The 12934-nt window shown below is 71.0% G+C and carries 12 protein-coding genes; 9 read left to right on the forward strand and 3 right to left on the reverse strand.

Annotated features, from left to right (window positions below):
* Positions 1–80: 80 nt before the first annotated feature.
* Both FG385_RS33365 and FG385_RS33370 read right to left on the reverse strand, forming a co-directional pair.
* A complete protein-coding gene (locus tag FG385_RS33365; protein WP_139100809.1) occupies positions 81–842 on the reverse strand; it encodes an SDR family NAD(P)-dependent oxidoreductase in 762 nt (253 codons plus the stop codon).
* 10 nt (positions 843–852) lie between these two features.
* A complete protein-coding gene (locus tag FG385_RS33370) occupies positions 853–1866 on the reverse strand; it encodes an acetamidase/formamidase family protein (protein WP_327436882.1) in 1014 nt (337 codons plus the stop codon).
* A gap of 41 nt (positions 1867–1907) precedes the next feature.
* Between FG385_RS33370 and FG385_RS33375 the strand changes: the two genes are divergently transcribed.
* From FG385_RS33375 to FG385_RS33415, 8 genes are all read left to right on the forward strand, one after another.
* On the forward strand, positions 1908–2663 hold the full coding sequence (locus FG385_RS33375; RefSeq protein ID WP_139100810.1) for an IclR family transcriptional regulator: 756 nt from the start codon (positions 1908–1910) through the stop codon (positions 2661–2663).
* Between the two features lie 31 nt (positions 2664–2694).
* A complete protein-coding gene (locus FG385_RS33380) occupies positions 2695–3630 on the forward strand; it encodes a PDR/VanB family oxidoreductase (RefSeq protein ID WP_139100811.1) in 936 nt (311 codons plus the stop codon).
* 55 nt (positions 3631–3685) lie between these two features.
* The gene (locus tag FG385_RS33385) at positions 3686–4813 is read left to right on the forward strand and encodes a cytochrome P450 (RefSeq protein WP_139100817.1); all 1128 of its coding nucleotides are present in this window, start codon (positions 3686–3688) and stop codon (positions 4811–4813) included.
* A gap of 118 nt (positions 4814–4931) precedes the next feature.
* Positions 4932–6227, forward strand: coding sequence for a hypothetical protein (locus tag FG385_RS33390; protein ID WP_139100812.1), 1296 nt, complete (start codon positions 4932–4934; stop codon positions 6225–6227).
* A complete protein-coding gene (locus FG385_RS33395; protein WP_235022946.1) occupies positions 6224–7198 on the forward strand; it encodes a glutamate ABC transporter substrate-binding protein in 975 nt (324 codons plus the stop codon). The genes FG385_RS33390 and FG385_RS33395 overlap by 4 nt, the downstream gene beginning before the upstream one ends.
* Positions 7195–9282 (forward strand): serine/threonine-protein kinase, encoded by a 2088-nt coding sequence (locus tag FG385_RS33400; RefSeq protein ID WP_160148954.1) that lies wholly within the window; start codon positions 7195–7197, stop codon positions 9280–9282. Before FG385_RS33395 ends, FG385_RS33400 begins: the two co-directional genes overlap by 4 nt.
* 238 nt (positions 9283–9520) lie before the next feature.
* Positions 9521–10180, forward strand: a complete 660-nt coding sequence (locus FG385_RS33405; RefSeq protein WP_139100814.1) for a hypothetical protein — start codon at positions 9521–9523, stop codon at positions 10178–10180.
* A 151-nt stretch (positions 10181–10331) separates the two neighbouring features.
* Positions 10332–10517, forward strand: a complete 186-nt coding sequence (locus FG385_RS33415; RefSeq protein WP_235022947.1) for an SIP domain-containing protein — start codon at positions 10332–10334, stop codon at positions 10515–10517.
* Positions 10518–10564: 47 nt separating this feature from the next.
* Here FG385_RS33415 and FG385_RS33420 read toward each other — a convergent pair whose 3' ends face one another.
* Positions 10565–11452 (reverse strand): LysR family transcriptional regulator, encoded by an 888-nt coding sequence (locus FG385_RS33420; RefSeq protein ID WP_235022948.1) that lies wholly within the window; start codon positions 11450–11452, stop codon positions 10565–10567.
* Positions 11453–11532: 80 nt separating this feature from the next.
* Here FG385_RS33420 and FG385_RS33425 point away from each other — a divergent pair, with 80 nt between their 5' ends.
* Entirely contained in the window at positions 11533–12756 is a 1224-nt protein-coding gene (locus FG385_RS33425) for an MFS transporter (protein ID WP_235022949.1), read from the forward strand.
* The last annotated feature ends 178 nt before the right edge of the window (positions 12757–12934 follow it).

A 12934-nucleotide genomic window follows, 5' to 3' on the forward strand; every position in this document is an offset into this window, starting at 1 on the left:
CCGCTCCCATCTCTGGCACCGACACGCCACAACAAGATCCTTGACCAGCAGCCACGACCGCTAACTGAACGGCTTTGGGGTTAGAGCTGGACGCCGCGGGTGAGGGCGCCGTCGATGACCAGGTTCGTGCCGCTGATGAACGAGGCCCGGGGGCTGGCCAGCATGATCACCCCGTACGCGATCTCCTCGGGCCTGGCCATCCGGCCGGTCGGGTTGAGCGCGAGCGCCTTGCCGTACAGGTCCGGATCACCCTGCTGGATGTTGCTCCACACGCCGCCTTCGAAGAACGTGTTGCCGGGGCAGACGCTGTTCACCCGGATCCCCTTGCCCGCCAGTTCGAACGCCTGCGCCTGCGCGTAGTGCACGAGCGCGGCCTTCATCGAACCGTAGGCCGCGTGGGCGAAGTCGACCTCCCGCCCGGACACGCTCGACACGACCGTGACCGACGCGGACCGGCTCTGCTCGAGGAACGGCATCGCCGCCTCGACCGCGCGCACCGTGTGCATCATGTCCACTTCGAAGCTCGAGCGCCAGTTCTCCTCGGTGGGCCCGATGGCGAGCGCGCTGACGTTGGTGACCACGATGTCGAGCCCGCCGAACGACGTGGCGGCGTCCTGCACCCAGGCCGCGAGAGACGGCCCGTCGCCCACGTCGACGGCGCCGCCGACGACGGTCGCGCCCTTGGCGGTCAGCTCCTCGACGGCTGTGTCCACATCGGACTCGGTGCGCGCGCAGAACGCGACGGAAGCGCCTTCCGCGACGAGCCCGTCGACGATCGCGCGGCCGATTCCCTTGGTACCGCCGGTCACGAGGGCCCGCAGGCCCGCGAGCTGAAGGTCCATTCCGGACTCCTTAGAGTGTGCTGGCTTGTTCCCTGAGATGCCGGTGCATTCCCCCGAAGGCGTCCGCGCGCGGCAGGAACCTCTTCGCCACCTTGGTGACCGCGCTGTAGTTCGCGTCGACGACGTTCGCCAGCGGCGACTCGCTGACCTGGGTGAGCAGCTGGTAGGCGTCGACGCGGTCCAAACCGTACAGCTCGTGCAGCCAGTCGATCATGCCGACCTGGCTCACCCGCCACGCGTCCTCGAGCGGCCGCGAAGACCCGACCACGACGTAGTGCGAGTCCTGCTCGATCCGCGGCCACGCGGGCGCCCCGCCCTTGATCAGCTCCACGATGAGGGTCACGTTCATCGCGCCCTCGACCGCGGTACCGCACGATTCGCCCTCGCCCTGGCGGTAGTGCCCGTCGCCGACCGAGAACAGCGCGCCTTCGACGTTCACCCCGAGGAAACACGTGGCGCCGGCCCGCATTTCGGGCGTGTCCATGTTGCCGCCGAACGCGTCGGGCACGATCGAGGTGCGCACCTCGCGGCCGGCGGGGGCGACGCCGACGGTGCCGAGCATCGGCGCGATCGGCAGGTCGAGCCGGAGCTCACCGTCGTGGCTTTCGAAGACGACGATCTCGCGTTCGCGGTCGAGCTGGTAGATCCACGTGCGCTCGGGCAGCGGCGGGTGCAGCAGCGCCGTGCGGTCGGTGGTGGTGAGCGCGCCGAAGAACGGGATGGTGGCCGAGGCGCCCCAGTCCCGCGCCGGCTCCAGCTCGACGAAATGCAGCGCGAGCGTGTCGCCCGGTTCGGCGCCTTCCACGTAGAACGGCCCGGTCTGCGGATTGACCTCGGCCATGTCGAGGTGCTCGCTCGGATGGTCGTGCGGGCTGGTCAGCCGGCCGCTGAAGGCGTCCTCGGTCCACAGCCGCAGCACGGTGCCCGGCGCGACGCGCATGACCGGTTCGGCCCCGCCGAAGGTCCAGGCGTACTGCTCGCGTTTCGGGGAGAACTCCACCACGTCCATGAAACGATCATTCATGCGTCCTCGCCGGGGCACAAGACCCGGGCACACTGATCCCTGTGAGGAAAGAGACCGTGCTCGGCCGCGTCGTGCGGATCTTGGAGGTGTTCGGCACGGACACCACTGCCGTGGGCGTGTCCGAACTCGCCCGCCGGGCCGATCTGCACGTGGCGACGGCTTCGCGCCTGGTCGAGCAGCTCGTCGGGTATGGCTGGCTGCAACGGGACGGTGACCGGAAGGTCCGCATCGGGGTGCGGCTGTGGGAGCTGGCCTCGCGTGCCTCGCCGACGCTTCCGCTGCGCGAGGCCGCGATGCCGTATATGGAGGATCTGCACGCGGTCGTCCGGCAGCACACGCAACTGGGCGTGCTCGACGGCGACGAGGTGCTGTTCGTCGAGCGGTTGTCCGCCCGGCACGCGGTGATCAACCTGACCCGGATCGCCGGGCGGCTGCCGTTGCACGTGTCGTCCTCGGGTGAGGTGCTGCTCGCGTACGCGCCGCCGGAGCTGCAGGAGCGGGTGCTGCAGGAGCCGCTGCGCGCGTATACGCCGAAGACCGTCACCGATCCGAAGGTGCTACGACGGCGGCTGGCCGACATCCGGCGAGAAGGGTTCGTCGTCTGCGCCGGTTTCGTCGACGAGCGGGCGACCGGGATCGCCGTGCCCGTGCGCGGACCGGGCGGGGACGTCGTGGCGGCGCTGAGCGTCGTGGTGCCGAACGACGCCAAGGCGCGGATGCAGGTTCCCGCGCTGCGGGCCGCGGCGCTCGGGATCAGCCGCGCGATGGGTCTCTCATTGAGTGAGAATCGGCTGTAGCAGCGCGGGCCCGGCGATTCATCCTCGGGAAATGACGACGGTCGATCTGCGCATCGTGGACAAGGCGAGCGCGGCCGACGGGGTGGTGACCCTCACGCTGGCCCATCCGCGCGGAAACCGGCTGCCCGACTGGGCCCCGGGTGCCCATGTGGATCTGGTCCTGCCCGGCGGCCTGGTCCGCCAGTACTCGCTGTGCGGGGACCGGTACGACCCCCGGACCTACCGGGTCGCGGTCCTGCGGGAGCCGCACGGGCGCGGCGGTTCGGCCTTCGTCCACGACGAGCTGTCCGCCGGAGACACCGTCTCGATCGGCGGGCCACGCAACAACTTCCCGCTCGTCCCGGCCGGGCGCTACCTGTTCATCGCGGGCGGCATCGGGATCACGCCGCTGCTGCCGATGGTGCGCCAGGCCGAACTGCTCGGCGCGGACTGGCGGCTGCTCTACGGCGGCCGCAGCCGCGCTTCGATGGCCTTCCTCGACGAACTCGACCACGAGCGCGTGACCGTGCGCCCCCAGGACGAGTACGGCCTCCTGGATCTCGGCGGGTGGCTGGGCGAGCCGGACTGGTCGCGCAAGGTCTACTGCTGCGGGCCCGAGCCCCTGCTCGCGGCGGTGGAGAACCGGTGCGCGGGCTGGCCGGCCGGGCTGCTGCGGACCGAGCGGTTCGTGCCCGCGGAGCAGGGCGCGCCCGTGCGGGCCGAACCGTTCGAAGTCGCGTTCGCCCGCGCCGGCGGTTCGGTGCGTGTCCAACCGGGACAGTCGATCCTGGACGCGGCCGCGGCGGCGGGGCTCAACGTCCTGTCCTCGTGCCGCCATGGCACCTGCGGGACATGCGAAACCGGTGTTCTGGAAGGGATTCCCGAGCACCGCGACTCGATCCTCGACGACGCCGAGCGTGCCGCCGGTGACTGCATGTTCGTCTGCGTCTCGCGGTCGCGTACCGATCGTCTCGTACTCGACCTGTGAAGGAGCGACCGTGTTCGACCCGTTCTCCCACGACGTTCTCGAGGACCCGCTGCCGATGCACGCCGCGCTGCGCGAGGCGGGGCCGGTCGTGTACCTGGACCGGTACGACGTCTACGCCATGGCGCGCTACGCAGAGGTCCACGCCGCGCTCACCGACTGGCAGGGGTTCCAGTCGGCGGCCGGGGTCGGCCTGAGCAATTTCCGGGTCGAGAAACCGTGGCGCCCGCCGAGCCTCCTGCTCGAAGCCGACCCGCCGCTCCACGACGCCCCGCGCGTGGTGCTGTCGAAGATCCTCGGCCCGCGCGCGCTGCGGAAGCTGCGCGCCGCCTGGTTCGCCGACGCCGAAGACCTCGTCGACAAGGTCCTGGTACAGACCGAGTTCGACGCGGTGACCGCGCTCGCGGAAGCCTTCCCGCTGCGGGTCTTCCCCGACGCCGTCGGCATCTCCAAGACCGGCCGCGAGCACCTGCTGCCCTACGGCGATCACGCCTTCAACGCCTTCGGCCCGGTCAACGACCTCGTCGAAAAGGGCGCGCCGCGCGTGGCCGAGCTGTCCGCCTGGGTGAACAGCCAGTGCGCGCGCGAGGCGCTCACCGAAGACGGCTTCGGCGCGCGGATCTGGGCCGCGGCCGACCACGGCGACATCACCCATGAGCAGGCGCCGCTCGTCGTCCGGTCGCTGCTGACCGCCGGGGTGGACACGACGGTGCACGGGATCGCCGCCCTCCTCTACGCCTTCGCGACCAACCCGGAGCAGTGGCTGCGTCTGCGCGAGCAGCCCGCGACGCTCGCCCGCGTCGCCTTCGACGAGGCCGTGCGCTGGGAGTCACCGGTGCAGACGTTCTTCCGCACCGCGACCAGGGAGCTGGAGATTGGCGGTGTCACGATTCCCGAAGGCAGGAAGATCCTGATGTTCCTCGGCGCCGCCAACCGCGATCCGCGCCGCTGGGCGGATCCGGACTCGTTCGACCTGTCCCGCGACCCGTCCGGGCAGGTCGGCTTCGGCATGGGCATCCACCAGTGCGCCGGGCAGCATGTGGCGCGGCTGGAGGCGGAGGCGCTGCTGACCGCGCTCGCCGCGCGGGTCGAGCGGTTCGAACTGGCCGGACCGGCGCGCCGCCACCACAACAACACCCTGCGGGCGTGGGGATCGCTGCCCATGAGGATCCACCTGATCGGCTAATCGGATCACATATCGGCACCAATATCGTCGCGAACCGGGATCGGTTTCCGGCGCGATGGGGCGAGTCGACGATCGTGACGGGCACGGAACCTGGTCCTCGCGCGGAGGGGTGCGGTCGGTGGCGATCCTCACCAGCAGACCGGTCCGGGAAGCCGGGGAGCTCGCCCGGACCACGCCGGGGGTGCTGACCGCGCTCGCGCTCGTCGTCGTGGCCGCTTCGCTGCTCGCCGGCATGTTCACCTCGCTGAGCGTGCAGGGGAGGGGCCAGGCGATCGACGATCTCGCGACCCGCAGCGGCCCGCTCGCCGCCGCGGCCGGCGAGATCTACCGTTCGCTGTCGGACGCCGACGCCACCGCGTCCGGCGCCTTCCTCACCGGCGGGCTCGAACCGACCGCGACTCGACGCCGTTACGAGGCGGACGTCGCGCAGGCGAGCAACGCGCTCGCGATCGCCATCGCCGCCAGGGAACCGGGCGACATCACCGCGGCGGGCAGCCCGCTGGCCACCCTGTCCCAGCAGTTGCCGGTCTACACGGGACTCGTCGAGACCGCACGCGCCGACAACCGCCAGGGCCTGCCGCTCGGCGCCGCCTACCAGCGCGAGGCGTCGAACCTGATGAGCACCACCCTGCTGCCCGCGGCGCAGGCGCTCTACCGGGGCGAGGCCGATCGGCTGGCGGCCGACCAGGACCGCGCCGGTTCCGCGCCGTGGGTCGAGGTCCTGCTCGCGCTCGTCGTGCTCGCGCTGCTCGTCGTGGCCCAGGTGGTCCTGCGGCGGCGGACGAACCGCGTGTTCAACGCCGGGCTCCTGATCGCGACGGCGGCCGCGGTCGTGTCCCTGGCTTGGGTGCTGATCGCGACCGTCGCGGCGATGAGCGCTACCTCCGCCAGCCGCACGAACGGGTCGGCGCAGGTCGACGTGCTGGTGCAGGCCAGGATCGCGACGCTGAAGGCGCGCGCGGACGAGACGCTCACCCTCGTCGCGCGGGGTGTGGGAGGTGCGTATCAGGACGACTACGCGGCCGTCACCCGGCAGCTGGCCGGTCTGCTGGACCGGGCGAAACCGCTGGCGACCGACACCGAGGTGAGCCGCCGGGTCGAGGCGGCTTCGGCCGACGCGCGGGCCTGGGCGACCGCGCACGCGGGCATCCGCGCGGCCGACGACCAGGGCGATTACGTGACCGCGGTGCGGCTCGCCACGGACGCCGGGCCGACCGGCGCGGCCGGGATCTTCGACCGGCTCGACGGCGATCTGCGGGACGCCATCGACCGCGCCCGCGACACGTTCGGCACCGAAGTGAACGCGGCGAGCCGCGACCTCGCCGGTGCGGTGGCCGCGACGACCGTGCTCGCGGTGCTCGTCGCCGCGGGGTCGGCGGCCGGGATCTGGCGACGGCTGAGGGACTACCGGTGAAACGAGCGCTCGCACTCGCCTTCGCGCTGCTCCTCGCCGGCTGCGCCACGGTGACCACGACGGACCTGCCGACCGTGCCCGCGCAGGTGCCGACACCCGGCGGCGCCACGCCGGCCCCGGTCGCGCCGCAGCCCGCCGCGCAGCAGTGCGGCGATGTGCTCGCGAGTCCGCGCCCGCTCAGCCCGATGCCGCGGCCGGGGCAGATGCCGGCCGGGTCGACGATGGCGAAGATCGTGCAGCGCGGCAAGCTCGTGGTCGGCGTCGACCAGAACACGCTCGACATGGGCTTCCGCGATCCCTTCACCGGGCGGATCCAGGGGTTCGACGTCGATATGGCGCGCGCGGTCGCGCGGGCGCTGTTCGGGGACCCGGACGCGATCCAGCTCCGCGCGCTCACCTCCGCCCAGCGGATCCCGGCGCTTCAGCACGGCGACGTCGACATCGTCGTGCGCACCATGACGATCACCTGTGAGCGCAAGACCCAGGTGGCGTTCTCTTCGGTGTACTACCGAGCACAGCAACGGATCCTGGTGAAGAAGAACTCGGGCATCCAGGGTCCGGAGCAGCTCGCCGGGAAGCGGGTCTGCGCGACGGAAGGCTCGACGTCGCTGACCACCGTGCAGGCGTTGCCGCAGAAAACGGCGGCGATCGCGGTCGCGGACTGGACCGACTGCCTGGTGCTGCTGCAGCAAGGGCAGGCCGACGCGGTGTCCACCGACGACGTCATCCTCGCCGGGATGGCCGCGCAGGACCGCTACACCGAGGTCGTCGGCCCGTCCCTGCACGCCGAGCCGTACGGGATCGCGGTGCCCAAGGGCGATGTGGACCTGGTGCGGTTCGTCAACGGCGTGCTGGAGCAGGTGCGCGGCAGCGGAGAGTGGGCCGAGTCCTACCGGCACTGGTTGTTCGGGTTGCTGCCCGGTCCCGTCCCGGCGCCGCCGGAGCCGCGCTACGAGGAGGGGCCATCGTGAACACCCCGCGGGAAGATCCGGGCCCCGCCACGTCCGCGACCGCGTTCTCGGCACCGACCGGCGTTTCGTGGAGCACACGGGCGACGCCACCGCCTTCGCGTCCGGCGCGCGCCTCCGCCCGGTCCAGCAGCCCGAGCTCGCTGGGACGCGGCGTGATCGAGGTGCCGCCCGTGCCGCGGCGCGACCCGCGTGAAGCCGTGCTGACCGATCCGCGGGTGCCGGAGGGCAAACGGTTCTGCAGCGCGTGCGGCGGGAAGGTCGGCCGTGACGGCGACGCGGAGCCCGAGGGAACCTGCCCCCAGTGCGGGCACGCGTTCTCGTTCACGCCGAAGCTCTCGCCCGGGGAGGTCGTGCACGATCAGTACGAGGTGCTCGGCTGCCTGGCGCATGGCGGGCTCGGCTGGATCTACCTCGCCGCCGACCACCGGGTCGCCGACCGGTGGGTGGTGCTCAAGGGCCTGCTCGACACCGGCGACGCCGCCGCGATGGCCGCCGCGATCGCCGAGACGAAGTTCCTCGCGCAGGTCGAGCATCCGTCGATCGTGCGTATCTACAACTTCGTCGAGCACCGCGGCACCGGCTACATCGTGATGGAGTACGTCGGCGGGACCTCGCTCAAGGACATGATGGCGCGGCAGGACGAACCCGGCGCGTGCCTGCCGATCACCAGGGCCATCGCGTACACGCTGGAGATCCTGCCCGCGCTGGCGCATCTGCACGCCAGCGGGCTCGTCTACTGCGATTTCAAACCGGACAACGCGATCCAGGTCGAGGACCAGCTCAAGCTCATCGACCTCGGCGCGGTCCGGCATGTCAGCGACTCCGGCAGCCCGATCTACGGCACTTCCGGTTACCAGGCCCCGGAAGTCGGCCGGGAGCTGCCCTCGCCGGTGTCCGATGTGTACAGCGTGGGGCGCGCGCTCGCGGTGATGACCTTCCCGTTCGATTTTCACCACGCCTACCGCGACGTCCTGCCCCCGCCCGAGGAAGTCCCGCTGCTGGCGCGATTCGAGTCCTTCCACCGGCTGCTGATCCGGGCCACCCATCCCGATCCCGACCGGCGGTTCGGCTCGGCGGAGGAGATGCGCGAGCAGCTCGAAGGGGTCTTCCGCGAGGTCGCGGCCACTGTGGACGATCAGCCGCGGCCCGGGATGTCGACCGCGTTCACCCCGGAGCGCCGGGCTTTCGGGGTCCAGGGAGCGCCCGCGCTCCGCGAGGTCGCCGTCGCACTGCCCGTCCCGCGAGTGGATCCGGCAGACCCGGGAACGGCGTTCCTGGCCGCTCTCGCGGAGACGGATCCGGTGGCGCTCATCGAGGAACTCGCCGATCCGCCGGCGCGTGGCGACGAGATCAAGTTCCGCCTGGCGAGGGGGCAGATCGACGCTGGACGGCCGGCCGAGGCGAGGAGAACCCTCAACACGGTGAAACTCGGCCCGGGGGACTGGCGCGCCGAGTGGTACCGGGGGCTCGCCGCGCTCGCCGAAGGCCAGCCGCACCAGGCGCGGCAGTGTTTCGAGACCGTGTACGACCTGGCCCCCGGTGAGCCCGCGCCGAAGCTGGCGATCGCGGTGTGTGCCGAGGCGGCGGGTGAGGCGGGAGACGCCGAACGCTACTACCGGACGGTGTGGCGCACCGACCGGACGTTCATCAGCGCGGCGTTCGGTCTCGCGAGAGCGTTGCTGGACAAGGGAAATCGCGCCGACGCCGTGGACGTGCTCGAATCCGTGCCGGAGACTTCGAGCCGGTACCTCGTCGCGCAGCTGACCGCGATCCACGCTCGTACCAACGCTTCTCCACTGTCTGAAGAGGACTTCGCGGTGGCGGGCGAGCGGCTGTCGCGATTGGACCTGGACGAGCACCGGCGCGCGGAGGCGGCCCGTGACCTGCTGAGCGCGGCGCTGGCCTGGGTACGCGGCACCGGAGCCCACGCGGGATCGGTGCTGGGGTGCCGGTTGACCGAACACGAGCTGCGGAAGGGACTGGAGACCTGGTACCTGCGCCTCGCGCGCCAGACCACCGGCCGGCGCGAGCGGATCGCCCTGGTGGACGAGGCGAACCGCGTCCGCCCGAAGACCTGGTTCTAGCGGTCCGTGGGCGGCGCATCGGCACCCAGATGTGGAGCCGTGGGGTGTGGAGCACATGCCTGCGTCGTGTTGCGTAGTCACAACACCTGTTGTAACATTCCAACGTTGAGTAAGGGGCGGCACTCCAAATCGCCAGTGGCTGCTGCCCTCGACAGCGCGAAGGGTCTCGATCATCTCGCCGTGGTCGAGGACCACAAGGGCCATCGTTGGGGTTGGGTGATATGCCTGAAGTGTCATCGTGGGCAACCTGATCGCGGGTATCCCGGCGACCCTGGCAGCTTCACCGTGTCGAGCACACCCGAACCCGCCGATCGTCACGCCAACCAGATCGAGCGCTTCATCGGACGCCACGCACACGCCGCTTGAAAGGAGGACACCGACCGTGACTGTATGGAATTTCCAGCTTCGCCTGAACCGAGAACCAGCGGAAGGCGAGCTTGACGAGTTGTTCGATGCTGGGCTGTCCGATGCTGGCTTTGAAGGCTCTCTCGTCGATGTGGATCGCGAGGCCGACACGCTTCTGGATGCCGTGACAAGCGCGACGGAGCAGATTCGGACTGTCCCTGGTTTGCGAGCGGTCGGTGTCGAAACCCAAGATGCCGTGACGCTCGCCGACGCGGCCCAGCGTTTGGGGCGTCGTACGGCGGAAAGTCTCCGGCTTCTGGCTGAGGGCAAGCGAGGCCCTGGTGGATTTCCGCGCCCCATTGTCGATACCGGCAAAGTGCGGGTCTACTCGTGGGCCGAGATCACCAGCTGGCTACGTGAAGCACTCGGCGAAGACGTGCCTCCTGCCGAGCGCGAGCTGATGCTGGCCGACCGTGCTCTGCGCTTGGCGGATCAAGCGCTGCGCGCCGGTAAGACCCAAGCGGAAGCGGTCCGCCACCTGGTCGGTTGCTGAATGGCCGAACGCACCACTTTCGCCTGGCCCTGTCAGTGATCGAGGTAGGCGGACAGCGCGGCGGACGCGCGTAACCGGCGGAGGCTGCGCTGGTGCAGCTCCTGTTCGCGTTTGGCCAGCTCCTCCCGCACCCGCTCGGGCCCGCGGCGACGTGGCGGTTAAGTGGCTCGACGGCGGCCTGGCGGACGCCATGCGGTGGGCGGATTTCCCGACGGGTCAGGCATTCGCGTGGCTCGGCGGGGAGGCCTACGAAGTGCGGCGACACCTTGTCGACGAGCGCCGGATTCCCAAGCGTGCCATCGATTTCACCGGATACTGGCGGCGGAAGCTCACCTAGGACGACGCGCCCGCCGACGAGAATCCTGGCCGGAGCCAGGGAAAAGCTCAGCCGGTGACCGACCGCCTCAGTTCGGCCATCAGCGCGAGCACCGGGCGGGACAGCGGCCGTGACGCGGAGCTGGCCAGCGACACGTTCCAGACGAGGTCTTCCCCGGCGATGGGCACGATGACCAGTCCGGGGTAGGCGGCGGCGACGCTGTCCGGCAGGAAGCCGACGACATGCCCCTGCTCGATCAGCGCCGCCGTGGTTGCGTAATCCGGCGATTCCAGCGGCACCGACCGGTGCAGTCCCCGCCGGTCGAACGCGAGGTCGGCCGCGTCGCGGGTGCCCCACCCTTCGGGGAACTCCACGAAGATCTCGTCGGCCAGGTCCTCCATGCGCACCGGCCCGCCGCCGGCGAGCCGGTGCGCCGGACCGCAGGTGAGCCGCAGCACCTCGGTGGCGAGCGGCTCCACCGACAGCCCGGGCGGCGGGCGTTTCGGGAACGACGCGAGTGCCACGTCGATCGTGCCGTCGAGCAGCGCGTGCACATGCCCGCGCGAACCCGACGGCGAGTACTGGATCCGCACCCGGACCGCGGGGTTCGCGCGGTGGAAGCGGCCGAGCACGCCCGGCACGTCGATACCGGGCGTGGAGAGCATGCTGCCCATCACGACCGCGCCGTGCAGCTCACCGTGCTGTTCCTGGACCGCGTCGTGAGCTGCTCGCGCGGCCGCGAGCGTGGCGCGGGCGTTGGGCAGCATCGCCGCACCCGCGTCGGTGAGCCGGACATGGCGGCTGTCCCGCTTGAACAGGGCGGCGCCGACCTCCCGTTCGAGCGCGCGGATCGCCGTCGAGACCCCGGACTGCACGACCCGCAGCCGCCGGGCGGCCTTCGTGAAGCTCAGCTCCTCGGCGACCGCGACGAAGTACTCGAGTTGTCGAAGCTCCACGCGAGCAATCTACGTCAGTGATAGCTGCATGCAAAAACATTCGTTGGACGTGATCGATCTACGGGCGGAAAGTGGAGATCGTGACGACTACCGAGGCATACGCGAGCCTGCCCGCGGTGGGCACCGGGGGCTCCCGGGCGCACAGCCGGGGGTTCTGGCTGGTGGCCTACACCTTCGCGGTGACGATGGCGTTCTCCGCCGCGCCCGCCCCGCTTTACGTTCTCTACCAAGCAAAAGACGGGTTCGGCCCGTTCACGGTGACCCTGATCTTCGCCGCCTACGCCCTGGGGGTGATCGCAAGCCTGTTCCTGGCCGGGCACATCTCCGACTGGACCGGGCGGCGGCGCGTGCTGATCCCGGCCGTGCTGATCAACGTGCTCGCCGGCGTGATGTTCCTCGCCTGGTCCTCGGTGCCGGTGCTGCTCGTGGCGCGGTTCGTGTCCGGGATCAGCATCGGCATGCTCACCGCGACGGCGACGGCACATCTCACGGAACTGCACCTGGCCGCCCGGCCGGGCGCGTCCCGTACCCGCGCGGATCTCGTCGCCACGGCGGCGAATCTCGGGGGCATCGGCCTCGGGCCGCTCGTTTCCGGCCTGCTCGCCCAGTACGCGGGCGACCCGCTCCACGTGCCGTACCTCGTGTTCCAGGCGCTCATGCTGATCGGCGCGGCCGGGGTGATGCTGGCGCCGGAGACGGTCGAGCGGACGCGCTTTCGGTATCGCCCGCAGCGTGTGTCGGTTCCGCGTGCGGCGCGCGGCCGGTTCTACGCGGCGGGCGCGGCCGCACTCGCGCAGTTCGCGGTTTTCGGCCTGTTCACGTCACTGGCACCGGCCTTCCTGGCGAACGTCCTGCACCAGCACTCGCACGCGCTGGCCGGGGTGACGGCCTTCGCGGTGTTCGCGGCCGGAGCGACCGGGCAGATCCTGCTGGCCCGCGCTGGGTTGCGCCGGCAACTGGGCTACGGACTGGGATTTCTCGTCGTCGGCATCGTCGCGCTGACGGTCGCGGTGCAGTTGCCGAGCCTCGCGCTCTTCCTCGTCGGCGGGGTGCTCGCGGGCGGTGGCGCGGGCGCGGCGTTCAAAGGCTGCGTGAGCATCGTGCTCTCGGTCGCACCTCCCGAGGGTCGCGGCGAGGCGCTGGCGGGCCTGTTCCTCGCCGCGTACGTCGGGCTGGCGGTGCCCGTGGTGGCGCTCGGCCTCGCGACCCAGTTGGTGTCGCTGCAGGTCGCGCTCGCCGGGTTCGCCGTCGTACTGCTGGCGATCCTCGGGCTGGTCGGCCGTCGCCTGTTCGCGGCGGCGTGAGCCGGGGGGCATTCGTCCTGATCAGCGCGTCCGCGGCCGCGGCGGGGGCGGCTGCCGCCGGGGCGGCGGCTGGGCGCCGGCGGGGTTTCGCCGCGGCGGGGGAGGTGGCTGGCGCCGCACCGGAGGTTGCTGTCGCGGCTGCTGCGGAGGCACCGGCTGCTGGGCGCGGGTCGGCTGC

The sequence above is a fragment of the Amycolatopsis alkalitolerans genome (assembly GCF_006152065.1).
GTDB lineage: Bacteria > Actinomycetota > Actinomycetes > Mycobacteriales > Pseudonocardiaceae > Amycolatopsis_E > Amycolatopsis_E alkalitolerans.

Excerpts from the sequence above, each read along its gene's own strand:
- FG385_RS33365 (WP_139100809.1), bottom strand. The coding sequence starts at position 842 with ATGGACCTTCAGCTCGCGGGCCTGCGGGCCCTCGTGACCGGCGGTACC.
- FG385_RS33370 (WP_327436882.1), bottom strand. The coding sequence starts at position 1,866 with ATGAATGATCGTTTCATGGACGTGGTGGAGTTCTCCCCGAAACGCGAG.
- FG385_RS33380 (WP_139100811.1), top strand. The coding sequence starts at position 2,695 with ATGACGACGGTCGATCTGCGCATCGTGGACAAGGCGAGCGCGGCCGAC.
- FG385_RS33385 (WP_139100817.1), top strand. The coding sequence starts at position 3,686 with ATGCACGCCGCGCTGCGCGAGGCGGGGCCGGTCGTGTACCTGGACCGG.